Here is a 13,448-nt window from a genome sequence, read left to right as displayed (position 1 = left end):
GCCAATCGCGCAGGCGATGTGACGGTCATCATGGATGGTGCGAACCGTCTTTCGTAATTGCGAACCTCATCACACTTGGTGCGCCGGCGATGCCATGGTTCATCCGGCCAGCTGGCGGGCCTCTGCCACTTTGCGTCGATGATGGCGAAATACCAACCGCTCAATTGCGTCACCCAGCATCTCGCCCTGCGGCGCAAACGCCACGAAGACCCGGCCGTCGTCGAGTTGGCGTTCCGCCCGTGCCGCGAGCTCGAGCGGCAGGCTGCGGCATGCGTCGAAGCGCAGCCGCAGCAACACTGCCCCGCCCGGCGGCACCAGCATGGCGGGCAACAGCGCGCCGGCCGCATTGAAGCGCAGCGACTGGCGCGGCGGCAGTGTGCCGGCGGGCACCAGCAGGTGATTGACGATGTCCACCATTGCGGTGAGCTTGGCGTCCAGCCGCAGCATTTCCTGCATCAGCGGGCTGTCGTCCTCGCCGATGTCGGCGCGGCGCTCTTCCAGCGCGGCGATCGCCGCCAGCGTGTTCGCGTTGCGCTCGGCCAGGCGCAGCAGCAGCGCCTGCGACGGCGGCCAGTCGAGCGGCTCGCTGTCGGCGTGCAGGCTTTCCTCGCTGCTCAGCCGTTGTTCGAAATCGTCCCAGCTGCTGATGGTCATGGTGTGGCTCCGCGGGGGGGACGGGATGCCGAAAGCCGCCACGCCGGCGGCCTTGCGGGAATCGGGTATCAGCAGCCGGTACCCGTCACGGCTGCCGGTAGGCGGCGATCGCACGGGCACGGTCAACTTCGCGCTGCCACTGCCCGGCCGCCGTGTCCCGCGCGCTGCCCACCAGCGCCTGCAATTGGCGATCGTACGCCAGAATCTCGCCCAGCCGGGCGCGGCTATCCGGATCCGGCCCGTGCTCGCGCAACACGAGCGGGGCACGCTCCGCTTCCAGCTCGATCAGCCGGGTCCACTCCTGCGCGCCCGCCGCGGCCAGCATGTCGCGGGTCAGTTGGAGGGCACGTTCCAGCAGGCTCATGGCCGTGCCTGCACGCCTGCCGCAGCTTGTGCGGCTGGGCCGATCTGCACCCAGCTGTCGCGGATCGGCTGCAGCAGGTTGCTGACCTCGTCGATCAGGCTGGCGTCGTCGCGCAGGTTCGCCTGCAGCAGGCGGCGGCTCATGTAGTCGTAGAGCGAATCCAGCCGGCCGACCAGCACCGGGTCCGCCTTGGGCTCGAGGCTGCCGCGCAGACCGCCGATGATCTCGATGCAACGCGAGATCGCCTCGCCCTTCGCCGCGACCTCGCCGCGCAGCATGTGCGCGCGGGCCTTCACCAGGCGCTCCAGTGCGCCATCCATCAGCAGCGTGATCAGCCCGTGCGGATCGGCCGATTCCACCCCGCCGTGCGAGCGGACTTGCTGGTAGGCGCCTGCGCCGTAGCCGAATCCCATGACCGTGTCCTCTTACTTCTTGCTGCTGTTGGTAAGCGCGTCGAACTGCTGCTGCAGGTAGGTACTGGTGCTGTTGAGCTTGGACATCAGCGTGTCGAGCGCGGTGAACTGCGCCTGATAGAGCGCGGTGAGGCTGTCCATGCGGCTGTTCAGCGCGGTCTGCTGGTTGGCCAGGTCGCTCAGCTGCTGGCCGATGCTGCTGGTGCGGCTGGCCAGCACGCCCTGGCTGCCGACCCAGCTGGTCAGCGGGGCATTCAGCTTCGCGGCGAAGCCGTTGGCGCCGCCGAACAGGTCGCCGACCTGCTTGCCGCCGTCGGATAGCGCGGTCGCCAGCTTGGTGCTGTCCAGGCTCAGGGTGCCGTCCACCTGCAGCGAGATGCCGATCGAGGACAGCGTGGCGCCGTTGGCGGCGCCGCCGACGATGCTCGACAGGGTGTTGTCGATGCCGTTGAGCGTGGCGTCGCCGAGCAAGGCGCCGGCGGTGCCGCTGGTGGCGTCGTAGTTGGTCAGGTTCTGGTAGATCCCGACGAAGCTGTTGTAGGTGTTGACCAGGTTGGTCAGTGCGCTGGTGGCCTTGGTGGTGTCGCTGGTCACGCTCAGCGTGCTGCTGCCGGCCTTGACCAGGTTCAGGGTGAGGCCGTCGATCGCGCTGCTGACGGTGTTGCCGGCGCTGCTGGCGGCCAGTCCGTCGATGCTGTACTTCGCATCGGCGGCGGCGGTGACCACGCTCAGCCCGTTGCCGCTGGAGGCCGCCGGGTCGTACTTCAGCGCCGCCAGTCCGCCGTCGCCGCCGCTGCTGCTTACCGAGAAGCCGTTGGCCGCGCCGGTGCGGGTACCGCTCAGCACCAGGTGCGCGCCGTCGCTGCCGGTGACGATGGTGGCGCTCACGCCGGGGTTGCTGCTGGCGCCGTTGATCGCGTCGCGGATCGCCGCCAGCGAATTGTTGGTGCTGTCGAGGGTGAGGCTCATCGACTGGCTGCCGACCGCGATGGTCAGCGTGCCGGTGCCGACCGCGGTGGTGCTGCTGGCAAATGCGCCGGACGAGGCCTTCAGCGCCGTGGCCAGCTGCGTCACCACGATGTTGTAGCTGCCGTTGACCGGGGTGCCGGTGGCGCTGGCGCCGAGCACGGTGGTGTCGCTGCTGCTTACCGCGCGGGCGTTGAAGGCAGTACCGTCGGTCAGCGGGGCCATCGCCGACTGCAACGCGGAAAGCGCGGCGCTGACCTGGCCCAACGCCGAAAGCTGGGTGTTCGCCGCGTTCGTCTGGCTGGTGATCTGGTTCTGCTGCGGCGCCTTCCTGGCGGCGACCAGCTGGCTGACCAGGGTGGCCACGTCGAGCCCGGAACCCACGCCCAGCGAAGTCAGCAGGCCGGTGGTTGGCGTGCTGGTGGAGCTGACGGTGATCGCCATGTGCGGGGTTCCTCAAAAGTGGATGGAGCGGCCGCGATGCGTCGCGGCCGCTCCGGCGGCATTTACTGCAGCAGCTTGAGCACGCTCTGGGTGGAAGCGTTGGCCTGCGCCAGCACCGAGACGCCGGCCTGTTGCAGGATGTTCGCGCTGGACATGTTCGCGGTCTCCGCGGCGAAGTCGGCATCCTGGATCTGGCTGCGCGACGCGCTCAGGTTCTGCGAGATGGTCTGCAGGTTGGCGATGGTGGACTGGAAGCGGTTCTGCACCGCGCCCAGGTCGCTGCGCATCGAGCTGACCGTGCTCAGTGCCGCGTCGATGCGGCTGATGGTGTCGTTGGCACCAGCCACCGTCTTCACATCGCTGGTCGCCAGGTTGCCGCCCACGGCGATCGCGGTGGCGCCCGCCCCAGCAAAGCCCAGGTTGCCCGCACCCGCACCTGCCTTGGTACCGTTCACGGTGAGTGCGCTCTGCGAGTTCAGGTGCACTTCGTGGCTGGTGCTGTCGTAGTAGGCGGAGACGCCGGTGATGCCCTTGCTGTTGACCGCGTCGACCAGGTCCTGCGCGCTGTTGTAGGTGCCGGCCATGTCGACCGCGGCACCACCGCTCGCCGACTGGATCGTCAGGTCGCCGGCAGCCAGGGTCAGGATGCCGGTGCTGGCCGGCGTCTGCGCCGCTACGCTGGTGGCGCTGAAATAGGTGGCCCGGGCAGTGCCGGCCAGCGCCACGGCCGTCGCGTTGGTATTGCTGATCGTGATCTTGTTGCTGGTGCCGTCGAAAGTCGCGGTGACGCCGGCGCCACCCGCCGTCTGGATCGCGGCGGCAAACTGGGCGCCGGTGTAGGTACCGGCGGCCACGGCGGTGCCGCCGATGGTCAGGTCGCCCGCGGCGATGGTGGTCGACGCGCCGACCGCCAGGCTGACGGCCGTACCCGGCGACGCCGCACTGGCGGTGAACATCGCGCTCAGGTCGCCGGTCGCCGTGTTGGCCATCTGGCCGACCTGCTTGGCACCCGCACCCTGGCTCAGGTTGACCGAGATGGTCTCACCCACGTTGGCGCCGATCTGGAACGCGGCGCTGCCGAAGGTGCCGTCGAGCACGTGGCGGCCGTTGAAGGTGGTCTGCTGCGAGATGCGGGTGATCTCCGACAGGCGCTGCTGCACTTCGGCGTCGAGCGCGGCGCGGTCGCTGTCGGAGTTGGTGGCGTTGGCCGACTGCACCGCCAGCTGGCGGATGCGCTGCATGTTGTTGGTCACCTCGTTCAGCGCCGACTCGGTGGTCTGCGCCAGCGAGATGCCATCGTTGGCGTTGCTGACCGCCTGGTTGAGGCCGTTGATCTGGGTGGTGAAGCGGGTCGAGATGGCGAGGCCCGCGGCATCGTCCTTCGCGCTGTTGATGCGCATGCCGGAGGACAGGCGCTCGATCGCGGTGGCGAGTTTGCTCTGCGACTTGGCCAGGTTCTGCTGGGCATTCAGCGAGCTGATGTTGGTGATGACGCTCATGACCATGGGAGTATCTCCAGAAAGGGTCGTAGGTGCCGGTAGTCGGCGGTGGTTGCCAGCGGGGATTCCGATGGGAACACCGCCGCCTCAGTCACTATTTCGACCCCAACCATGGAAACTTGAGAGATGTCAACGCAAATAATCGAACAGCTTTGAGCCCTGGATCCTGGTGAACGTCTGCTGCGCCGCCTGCAGCGCCGTGGTCTGCGCGGTGAGCTGGCTGATCGCGTCGTAGTAGTTCAGGTCCTGCACGCCGGACAGCGCGCTCTTGTACTGCAGCGTCAGGTCGTCGTTGAGTCCGCTCTGCTGGTCAAGCGCGTTCATGCGCGCACCGACCATGCCGCGGGTGCGCGTGATGTTGTCGATCGCCTGGTCGAGATTGGCGAATTGCGTGTTGAGGCTGTTCTGCATGTCCGCGCCACCGCCGTTGGGCTGGCGCAACGTGGCGATGATCTTGTCCAGCGTGGTGAACACGTCCTGCTTCGCGGAGGCACCCAGGGCGAAGCTGTCGCCCGCGTCGGGCTGGCCGCTGAACGCCACCTGCGCACCGCGAAAGGTGATGCTGCCCCCGACGGTTGCGTCGTAGCTGCCGCTGTCGAGCACCGTGCCGGCGCCATCGCGCACCTCGTACGCATTGGCTGCGGTGAACACGATGCTGTAGCTGCCGCCCCACGCCGAGGGATTCGCGCCGGGGTCGCTGACGCTGCTGGCGCCTGCCACCGCGCTGCCGGTGTTGGCCGCACCGGCGCTGATCGCAAACGTGCCGTTGCCGGTGGGGATATCGGCAAACACCGCGCTGCCCGGATCGCCGGTGGCCACCTGCAGGCCGGGGCCGGCGGCTACCATGCGCTGGCCGTCGTCGCCCACGTAGGTGACGCCGTTCTGCGAGGCGAACGGGGCCGCGCCGGTGCGGTTGCCGGCGAAGATGTAGTCGCCCTGGCCGTCCTTGCTGTTCGCCTGGCCGAGCAACTGCTGGCGCAGCTGCACCATCTCCGCGGCGATGTCGCCGCGGGTGCCGTCGGTCTGCGTGCCGTTGGCCGCCTGCAGCAGCAAGGTGCGCACGCGGCCCAGTACGCCGCTGGCGTTGGCCAGGCTCTGGTCCTCCAGCCCCAGCCGCGCGTTGGCGGTGCCGATGTTGCGCTGGTACTGCGCGGTGTCGGCGGTGAGATGGCTGTAGTCCAGTGCGCGCGCCGCACCTACCGGATCGTCGGACGGCTGGTTGATGCGCTTGCCGGTGCTCAGCTGCGTATTCAGATTGGACAGGTCGCCCTGGCGCTCGATCATGCTGCCGACGGACTGCTGTTGCATCCAGCTGGTGGAGACGCGCATGGCTTACCCTCGCACGGCGCCAAGCAGCGCGCCGAAAATGGTGTTGGCGGTACTGATGACCTGGGCCGAGGCCTGGTAGGCCTGCTGGTAGCGCAGCAGGTTGGCTGCTTCCTCGTCCAGGTTCACGCCGGAGACGCCTTGCTGCGAACTCATCGCCTGGCTGTACACCGCGGTCTGTGTGGTCAGGTCGTCGTTGGCCAGCGCGCCGGCGCTGCCGACCTGGCTCACCAGCTGGCTGTAGGCGCGGCCGGCGCTGGTGACGCCGCCGTCCAGCACGCCGAGGTTGGCCACCTTGCCCAGCATCAGCGCATTGCTGTTGTCGCCCTGCGCATTGCTGTTGGCCTGGACGCCGAAGCTGTCGCCGGCCTGCGGCGTACCGCCGAGCTGCACGCTCCAGCCGTTGTGGACGATCGGCTGGCCAGGCGTGAACGCCTGTGCCGCGCCGCCGTCGATGCTGTAGCTGGTCGGCGAGCTGAACACGATGGAGCTGCTGTTGAACAGGCCGGGATTGCTGCCGTCGCTGATGCTGACCGCAGGTGTCGCCGTGCCGGTATTGCCGGCAGCGGCGGTGATCTTCAGCGGCGCCGCGGCGGCGACCCGGCCCGGATCGTCGATCGCCACCGAGAAGCCGGCGGCGGCGTCGCGGCTGGGCTGCACGCGGAAGCTGTCGCCGGCGCCGGCGCTGCCGCCCACCACCAGGCTCAGGCCGGCGGCCTTGAAGGGATCGGCGCTGGTGCCGCTGCCGCTCAGCGCGACGCTGTTGCCGCTGGTGTCGCGCATGCTCCAGCTGCTGCCGTCGTAGCTCAGTACGTAATCCTTGCCGGTCAGCATGCCGATGTCGGTGATGCTGGCGCCCAGCGTGCCGCTGCCACGGTTGCTGCTGGCCGCCTGCACGGTCGGCCCGGCGACGTTGAAGAACGTGCCGCCGAGCCCGCCCTGCAGATCCGCGCCCTGCATGTGCTGGGCGTTGAACGCGCTGGCCAGCGCCTGCGCGGTGCGGCCCAGCTGGCCTTGCGCCGGGTCGAGCACGTTGCCGCGGAAGTCCAGCAGCGCACCCAGGGTGCCGCCGCCGATGCGTCCGCTCAGCACCGCACCCGAATCCGCGCCCACCACCTCCTTGCGGGTGGCGTCGTAGACGTTGGGCGCGGTGCCAAGCGCATGTGCCTCGGTGCCGGTGACGAGCGCCTGGCCGTTGCCCACGAAGACGCTGATGGTGTTGTCGTTCTGCGGTACCACGCTGACGCCGACCTCGCCCGCCAGCTTGTTCACCAGCGCGTCGCGCTGGTCGAGCAGGTCGGCTGGCGGCGAACCGTCGGTAGCCGCCGAGGAACGGATCAGGCCGTTCAACCTGGCGATCGACTGGCTGTCGCTGTTGATCGAGTCGACGGTGTCGCCGATCTGCTGCTGCACCTGGCCGGAGAGCTGGCTGAACTGCCCGGACAACGCGCGGAAGGTGCTCGCGAGCCCGCCGGCGCGGGCCAGCAGCACCTGACGCGAGGCGATATCCGACGGTGCGTTGGCCATGTCCTGCACCGCGCCGAAGAAGCTGTCCAGCGAAGTCTGCAGGTTGCTGCTGCCGGACAGCTGGTTGTTGATCTGCCCGGTGAGGCTGGCCATGGTGCTGGCGCGCCCCTTGCTGGAGCTCGCCGACCACAGCGAGCTGTTGAGGAACTGGCTGTAGGCGCGCTGCACCGCCACGGTGTTGACGCCGGTGCCGACGTAATAGCCGTTCTGCCCTTCCGGCAACCGAGTGCCGTACGACACCAGCTGGCGGCTGTAGCCGTCGGTATTCACGTTGGCCACGTTGTGGCTCACCGTGCTCAGCCCGATCTGCGCGGCCAGCAGCCCGGATACGCCGGTCGATAGCATGTCAGCCATGAAGCACCCTCAATGCGGGAGGCACCGCGCGACTGGCGCGGTGCATGGAAGCGGTAACGGCCGCGGCGTCGTTCACTTGAATTCTCCCGGCGGCGGCAGCGCCGCCAGTGCCTCGCGCATCTGCGGGCTGTTGGCGATCGCGGTGACCTTGGCCACGTACGACGGATCGGTGGCATAGCCGCCGCGTACCAGGGCCCGCGCGAAGCCGGCAACGTTCTCGCCCTGGCCCAGCGCCCTTGCATAGCGCGGGCTGTCGCTGAGCAGGCGGGCGTAGTCGGCGAACGATTCGGCCGGCGAGCCGTAGGCGCGGAACTGGTCGCGCCGGCGCACCGCCACGCCGTTCTCGTATTCCAGCGTGGGTACGCTGACCTTGTCGCCGTCCCAGTGGCTGCCGGCCTTGATGCCGAACAGGTTGAAGCTGCTGCTGCCGTCGCCGTGGCTGGGCAGGTGCCGGCCCCAGCCGGTTTCCAGCGCCGCCTGCGCCAGCAGCGCGCGCACCGACACGCCGAGTTTCTTCGCCGCCACCTCGGCATGCGGCGCTAGCGCGCGCACGAAATTTACCGGATCGCCGCCCGGCAACAGCTTCGCCGCCGTGCCGGCCATGTCCAGCGCGCCCTGCGCCAGGCGGTCGAGCGCATCGCCCCAGGGCGAAGCGGCGTCGAACACTGACGGCGTCGCCGCGACGCCGTCGGCCGGGCCCGCTTCGCCGCCGGCCGCATCGCGGGCGGCACCCAGCTGCAGCAGCGCACGGACGTTGGCGTTGAACACGTCGGCCGTCGGCACCGGCAGGCCGTGCCCTGCCGTGACGGCGGCCGCCTCCGGCTTGCCGCCCAGCTGGCGCACCAGCATCTTGGCGATGCCGAGGCCGTTGCGGCCGTTGGCCAGGCTCAGCGACAGCTGCTGGTCGAACATGTCGCGGTACGAGTCGACCTGCTCGCTGCCGGCGATGTCGCTGCCCATGGCGGCGTTGGCGTCGCGCATCGACTTCAGCATCATCTGGGTGAAGATCGCCTCGAACTGCTTGGCCACGGCCGGCAGCGCGCTCTTGCCGCCATCGCTGCGCGCCTGCGCGCGCAATTGCTGGAAGCCGGACAGTTCGGTCCAGGTATCGAGCGCGGGCGTAGGGCTGCCGATCGGCGTCATGGTGATCCTGCCTCCTAGATCACGACCAGGTCCGCATGCAGCGCACCGGCCTGCTTCAGCGCCTGCAGGATCGAGATCAGGTCGCTCGGCGTGGCGCCGACCTGGTTCACCGCGCGCACGATGGTGTCCAGGCTCACGCCCGGACCGAACTTGAACATGTGCGCGCCCTCTTCGCTGACCTGCACGCTGCTGCTGGGCACCACCGCGGTCTGCCCCTGGCCGAACGGCGCGGGCTGGCTGACCTGGGACTGCTCGCTGATGGTGACCTGGATCGCGCCATGCGCCACCGCGGCGGCGCTGACCCGCACGTCGGAACCGATCACCACGGTGCCGGTGCGCGAGTTCACCACGATGCGCGCCGGGGCATCGCCAGGCTGCACGTCGAGGCTTTCGATCGCACCCAGCCATGCCACTTTCTGCGCCGGGTCCTGCGGCCCGCGCACGGAAACCGAGCCGCCGTCGAGCGGCTGCGCGGTGCCGGCGCCGTAGGCCCGGTTGATTGCCGTCGCGATCCGCGTGGCTGTGGTGAAGTCGGCGGTGTTGAGGTTCAGCATCAGGTCGCCGCCGCCGGCGAACGACGAGGGCACGATGCGTTCCACCGAAGCGCCGTTGGGGATGCGCCCGCTGGCGGAGATGTTCACCTGCACGCTGGAGCCGCTCTTGCCCTGCGCGCTGATGCCGCCGACCACCACGCTGCCCTGCGCCACCGCGTAGACGTTGCCGTCCGCGCCGCGCAGCGGCGCCATCAGCAACTGGCCGCCGCGGATGCTCTTGGCGTTGCCGATCGAGGCGACGGTGACGTCGATGGTCTGGCCGGGCTTGGCGAACGGCGGCAGATCCGCCGTCACCATCACCGCGGCCGCATTCTTGAGCTGTGGCCGCGCACTGGCCGGCACGGTGATGCCGAACTGCTGCAGCATGTTTTCCAGGCTCTGGGTGGTGAACGGCGCCTGCGTGGTCTGGTCGCCCGAGCCGTCCAGGCCAACCACCAGGCCATAGCCGATCAGCTGGTTGCTGCGCACGCCGCCCACCTGCACCAGGTCGCGGATCTTGTCGGCGCGGGCGGGGCCGCTCAGCGCGCACAGCGCCACCGCAAGCCCGGCAAGCATGCCGGCCGCGTACCGCCGCAGGAATCGGGGCGTGCTCATCAGAACGGCATCCACTTTGAATTGAAGAAGCGCGACAGCCAGCCGCGCGTATTCGCGTCCGCCAGCGTGCCGCGGCCGGTGTAGCTGATCCGCGCGTCGGCCACGCGGGTGGACGGCACCACGTTGTCCTGGCCGATATCCTGCGGGCGCACGATGCCGGAGATGCGCACCAGCTCCTGGCCCTGGTTGATGGTCAGCCACTTCTCGCCGCGCACCAGCAGGTTGCCGTTGGTCAGGCGTTGCGCCACGGTGACGGTGATCTGCCCGGTGAGCTGGTTGCTCTGCGTGCTGGAGCCGGCGCCGTCGAAGCTGCGCTCGCCATCCAGTCCGATGTTTGCCGCCTTGCCGCCGATCGTGATGCCCTGGCCGAGGATGGTGGGCGACGCGATCTTGGCCTTGTCGGTCTTGCTGGTGGTCGTGCTGGCCTTCTTGCTGGCCTGGGTGCTTTCCACCAGAGCCACGGTGAGAATGTCGCCCACGCGGTGCGCGCGCGGGTCGGCGAACAGCTCCATGTTCTGCTGGTCGTGGTAGATCGAGCCGTCGGCCTGCGCCGCCGCGATCTGCGGCGCGGGCGGCGGCGTCGGCGCCCATTCGGCATCGTCGTGCGTGCGCGGGCCACTGGCGCAGCCGGCGATCACGGCCAGCGCGCACAGCAGGGAGAGAAGGCGGCGATCGAACATCACGGCGTGCCTCAGGTCTTGTTGGTGAGGAACTGCAGCATCGAATCGGCGGCGGACACCGCCTTGGAATTCATCTCGTAGGTGCGCTGGGTCTCGATCATGTTGACCATCTGCTCCACCACGTTGACGTTGGAGCTTTCCAGCGCGCCCTGCGCCAGCGTGCCCAGCCCGTTCAGGCCGGGCTGGCCGATCTGCGGCGAGCCGCTGGAGGCGGTTTCCAGGTAGAGGTTGTCGCCGTTCGGCTGCAGGCCGGCGGGGTTGATGAAATCGGCAAGCTGCACCGTGCCGACCTGCTGCGTCGCGGCCTGGCCCGGCACGCTCACGCTGACCGTGCCATCGCTGCCGATGGTGATGCTCTGCGCGTTGGCCGGCACGCTGATGGCGGGATCCACCGCGTAGCCGTTGGCGGTGACGATCTGCCCGTTCTGGTCCATGTGCAGCGAACCGTCGCGGGTGTAGGCGATGCTGCCGTCGGGCATCGTCACCTGCAGGAAGCCGCGGCCCTGGATGGCCACGTCCAGCGAGTTGCCGGTCTGCTCGATGTTGCCCTGGGTGAACAGTTTCTCGTTGCCGACCACGCGCACGCCGGTGCCGAGCATCAGGCCGGCCGGCGCCTGGGTCTGCTCAGTGGTCTGGCCGCCGGGCTGGCGCAGGTTCTGGTAGACCAGGTCCTGGAACGAGGCGCGTGCGCTCTTGTAGCCGGTGGTGTTGGCGTTGGCGAGGTTGTTCGAGATCACGTCCATGCGCGTCTGCTGCGCATCGAGGCCGGTCTTGGCTACCCACAGGGATGAGAACATGTCGATGGACTCCGTCTGGACGTCTGGATGTCTGTATGGATGGCGACGATCAGGTCATCTGCAGCAGGCGCGAGGCCGACTGCGCGTTTTCGTCGGCGCTGTGGATGGCGCGGATCTGCAGCTCGTACTGGCGCGACAGCTGGATCATCTGCACCAGCGTCTGCGAAGGGTTCACGTTGCTGGACTCGAGCACGCCGGACTTCAGGGTCACCGCCGGGTCGGCATCCGCCGTGCCGGCGCCCAGGTGCATCAGCCCGTCGCTGCCCAGCGAAAGCTGGCCGGCCGGCGGGTTGACCAGCTTGATGCGGCCGACCGCGGCGATCGTCTGCGGGCCCTGCCCCATCGGCACCACCGACACGGTGCCGTCGGCGCCGATGCTCATCTGCGCGCTCTGCGGCACGCTGATCGGGCCGCCGTCGCCCAGCACCAGGTTGCCGCGGGCGTCGGTGAGCAGGCCGTCGGGGGTCAGCCGCAGCTCGCCGGCGCGGGTATAACCTTCGCTGCCGTCGGCGCCCTGCACCGCGATCCAGCCCGGCCCCTGCACGGCCACATCCAGCACGCGCCCGGTCTCGGTCTGGCCACCTTCGCGCAGGTCCACGCCCAGGCCCTGTGCCACGCCGTTGACCCGCGTGGGCAGGCCCGGTCCCTGCACCGGCAGGGGCTCGAACGCCGACAGCTGCGCCTTGAAGCCGACCGTGTCGGCATTGGCCAGGTTGTGCGCCACCTCCGACTGCGCGCGCATCATCTGCGTGGCGCCGGTCATGGCGACGTAAAGCGATCTGTCCACGGCTTACACCTCGTTCCTCTGGTTCGTCATTCCGGCGCAAGCCGGGATGACCTCGCGCTGCGCCGGCTGAAGTCACTGGATCCCGGCTTTCGCCGGGATGACCTCGCGCTGCGCGCGAGGTCAGTTGCGGATGTTGATGACGGTCTGGGTCAGCTGGTTGTCGACGGAGATCACCTGCGCGTTGGCCTGGTAGTTGCGCTGCGCCTTGATCATGTTGACCAGCTGCGCGGTGAGGTCGGCGGTGTTGGAAGCCTCCAGCGCACCGGCCTGTACGTTGCCGAACGTGCCGCTGCCGGCCGCGCCCATCACCGGCGTGCCGGAATCGTAGGAGGCCGCCCAGTTGGTGTTGTCCAGCTGGCGCAGGCCCTGCTCGTTGGAGAACTGCGCCATCGCCAGCTGGCCCAGCGAGGCGGTCTGGCCGTTGGAGTACTTGGCCTGCACCACCCCTTCCCTGGACACGTCGATGCTCGACAGGATGCCGGTCGGGAAACCGTTCGGGTTGATCGCGCTTGCCGCATAGGTGTTGCCGAACTGGGTCGCCTTGCTCATGTCCAGGGTGAGCTGCATGGGGTTGGCGCCGGGGCTGACCGACACCGCCGGGAAGCTCAGCCTGCCGTTGGCCGGCGCGACCAGCGCGCCGCTGCTGTTGAAGGTCAGCTGCTGCGAGGCGCCGGTCGAGACCCCGTCGACATACAGGTTCGCGTTCCACACATTGGCGACCGGATCCTTGACGAAATACACGACGCCGCTGTGGGTGGCGCCGAGCGAGTCGTACGCCGTGAACGGAGTGGCCTGGTTGTAGCTCAGCGGATTGTTGAGGGGATCGAACGCGGCGGCCGGCGGGGTGGCACTGGAGGGCAGGTTCAGCGACATCTGTACCAGATCGGTGGCCTTTGCCGCGTTCTGCGAGGTGACCAGTTGCAGGTCGCTCAGCGTGCTGTTGTCGAAGCCGCCGCCGGCCACCGGCGGGTAGACCTGCAACCGCTGGCCGTTGGCGTTCATCACGTAGCCGTCCTGGTCCTTCTGGAACGCGCCGGCGCGGGTATAGGAGTAGCCCTTGCCGTCGCGCAGGGTGAAGAACCCGTCGCCGCTGATGGCGAAATCCAGGCTGTTGTTGGTCGTCTCGATGCTGCCGGCGGTGAACTGCTGCGCCACGTTGGTCAGCCGCACGCCGCTGCCGGTCTCGCTGCTGCTGAGGTTGGGGCCGGCGGCGTTGAACAGTTCGGCGAACTGCGTGCGCGAGCCCTTGAAACCGGTAGTGGCCGTGTTGGCGATGTTGTTGGCGGTGACCTCGAGATCCTTCGAGGCGGCATTGAGACCGCTCAAGGCGATATTGAAAGGCATCG

13 protein-coding genes are annotated in these 13,448 nt (G+C 68.7%); all 13 read right to left on the bottom strand.

Annotated elements, in window-relative coordinates:
- Positions 1–99: 99 nt before the first annotated feature.
- The 13 genes from DEO45_RS05980 to flgE all read right to left on the bottom strand — a co-directional run bounded on the left by DEO45_RS05980 (position 100) and on the right by flgE (position 13,446).
- Positions 100–774 (bottom strand): PilZ domain-containing protein, encoded by a 675-nt coding sequence (locus DEO45_RS05980; RefSeq protein ID WP_223250814.1) that lies wholly within the window; start codon positions 772–774, stop codon positions 100–102.
- Positions 740–1,018 (bottom strand): flagellar protein FliT, encoded by a 279-nt coding sequence (gene fliT / locus DEO45_RS05975; RefSeq protein ID WP_114341390.1) that lies wholly within the window; start codon positions 1,016–1,018, stop codon positions 740–742. The genes DEO45_RS05980 and fliT overlap by 35 nt, the downstream gene beginning before the upstream one ends.
- Entirely contained in the window at positions 1,015–1,431 is a 417-nt protein-coding gene (gene fliS / locus DEO45_RS05970) for a flagellar export chaperone FliS (RefSeq protein ID WP_114341389.1), read from the bottom strand. The genes fliT and fliS overlap by 4 nt, the downstream gene beginning before the upstream one ends.
- 12 nt (positions 1,432–1,443) lie before the next feature.
- The gene (gene fliD / locus DEO45_RS05965) at positions 1,444–2,841 is read right to left on the bottom strand and encodes a flagellar filament capping protein FliD (RefSeq protein ID WP_114341388.1); all 1,398 of its coding nucleotides are present in this window, start codon (positions 2,839–2,841) and stop codon (positions 1,444–1,446) included.
- Between the two features lie 62 nt (positions 2,842–2,903).
- Complete coding sequence (locus tag DEO45_RS05960; RefSeq protein WP_114341387.1) at positions 2,904–4,346, bottom strand: flagellin; 1,443 nt, start codon at positions 4,344–4,346, stop codon at positions 2,904–2,906.
- Positions 4,347–4,469: 123 nt separating this feature from the next.
- A complete protein-coding gene (flgL, locus tag DEO45_RS05955) occupies positions 4,470–5,669 on the bottom strand; it encodes a flagellar hook-associated protein FlgL (protein ID WP_114341386.1) in 1,200 nt (399 codons plus the stop codon).
- Between the two features lie 3 nt (positions 5,670–5,672).
- Entirely contained in the window at positions 5,673–7,547 is a 1,875-nt protein-coding gene (gene flgK, locus DEO45_RS05950; protein WP_114341385.1) for a flagellar hook-associated protein FlgK, read from the bottom strand.
- 72 nt (positions 7,548–7,619) lie between these two features.
- A complete protein-coding gene (gene flgJ / locus DEO45_RS05945) occupies positions 7,620–8,690 on the bottom strand; it encodes a flagellar assembly peptidoglycan hydrolase FlgJ (protein ID WP_114341384.1) in 1,071 nt (356 codons plus the stop codon).
- 14 nt (positions 8,691–8,704) lie between these two features.
- Positions 8,705–9,799 (bottom strand): flagellar basal body P-ring protein FlgI, encoded by a 1,095-nt coding sequence (locus DEO45_RS05940; RefSeq protein ID WP_114341844.1) that lies wholly within the window; start codon positions 9,797–9,799, stop codon positions 8,705–8,707.
- A 38-nt stretch (positions 9,800–9,837) separates the two neighbouring features.
- The gene (gene flgH / locus DEO45_RS05935; protein ID WP_114341383.1) at positions 9,838–10,518 is read right to left on the bottom strand and encodes a flagellar basal body L-ring protein FlgH; all 681 of its coding nucleotides are present in this window, start codon (positions 10,516–10,518) and stop codon (positions 9,838–9,840) included.
- 11 nt (positions 10,519–10,529) lie between these two features.
- Positions 10,530–11,315, bottom strand: coding sequence for a flagellar basal-body rod protein FlgG (gene flgG / locus DEO45_RS05930; protein WP_114341382.1), 786 nt, complete (start codon positions 11,313–11,315; stop codon positions 10,530–10,532).
- 49 nt (positions 11,316–11,364) lie between these two features.
- The gene (gene flgF, locus DEO45_RS05925) at positions 11,365–12,102 is read right to left on the bottom strand and encodes a flagellar basal-body rod protein FlgF (protein ID WP_114341381.1); all 738 of its coding nucleotides are present in this window, start codon (positions 12,100–12,102) and stop codon (positions 11,365–11,367) included.
- Between the two features lie 120 nt (positions 12,103–12,222).
- The gene (gene flgE, locus DEO45_RS05920) at positions 12,223–13,446 is read right to left on the bottom strand and encodes a flagellar hook protein FlgE (RefSeq protein ID WP_114341380.1); all 1,224 of its coding nucleotides are present in this window, start codon (positions 13,444–13,446) and stop codon (positions 12,223–12,225) included.
- Between the last annotated feature and the right edge of the window lie 2 nt (positions 13,447–13,448).

This window comes from Rhodanobacter denitrificans (genome assembly GCF_003335105.1).
Taxonomy (GTDB): domain Bacteria; phylum Pseudomonadota; class Gammaproteobacteria; order Xanthomonadales; family Rhodanobacteraceae; genus Rhodanobacter; species Rhodanobacter denitrificans_A.
This window is presented reverse-complemented; position numbering and strand designations above follow the sequence as displayed.

What these genes read in the sequence shown, in the direction of transcription:
- flgK (WP_114341385.1), bottom strand. Translation starts at nt 7,547, where the DNA reads ATGGCTGACATGCTATCGACCGGCGTATCCGGGCTGCTGGCCGCGCAG.
- fliT (WP_114341390.1), bottom strand. Translation starts at nt 1,018, where the DNA reads ATGAGCCTGCTGGAACGTGCCCTCCAACTGACCCGCGACATGCTGGCC.
- DEO45_RS05940 (WP_114341844.1), bottom strand. Translation starts at nt 9,799, where the DNA reads ATGCTTGCCGGGCTTGCGGTGGCGCTGTGCGCGCTGAGCGGCCCCGCC.
- fliS (WP_114341389.1), bottom strand. Translation starts at nt 1,431, where the DNA reads ATGGGATTCGGCTACGGCGCAGGCGCCTACCAGCAAGTCCGCTCGCAC.
- flgH (WP_114341383.1), bottom strand. Translation starts at nt 10,518, where the DNA reads ATGTTCGATCGCCGCCTTCTCTCCCTGCTGTGCGCGCTGGCCGTGATC.
- DEO45_RS05960 (WP_114341387.1), bottom strand. Translation starts at nt 4,346, where the DNA reads ATGGTCATGAGCGTCATCACCAACATCAGCTCGCTGAATGCCCAGCAG.
- flgJ (WP_114341384.1), bottom strand. Translation starts at nt 8,690, where the DNA reads ATGACGCCGATCGGCAGCCCTACGCCCGCGCTCGATACCTGGACCGAA.
- flgE (WP_114341380.1), bottom strand. Translation starts at nt 13,446, where the DNA reads ATGCCTTTCAATATCGCCTTGAGCGGTCTCAATGCCGCCTCGAAGGAT.
- fliD (WP_114341388.1), bottom strand. Translation starts at nt 2,841, where the DNA reads ATGGCGATCACCGTCAGCTCCACCAGCACGCCAACCACCGGCCTGCTG.
- flgG (WP_114341382.1), bottom strand. Translation starts at nt 11,315, where the DNA reads ATGTTCTCATCCCTGTGGGTAGCCAAGACCGGCCTCGATGCGCAGCAG.
- flgL (WP_114341386.1), bottom strand. Translation starts at nt 5,669, where the DNA reads ATGCGCGTCTCCACCAGCTGGATGCAACAGCAGTCCGTCGGCAGCATG.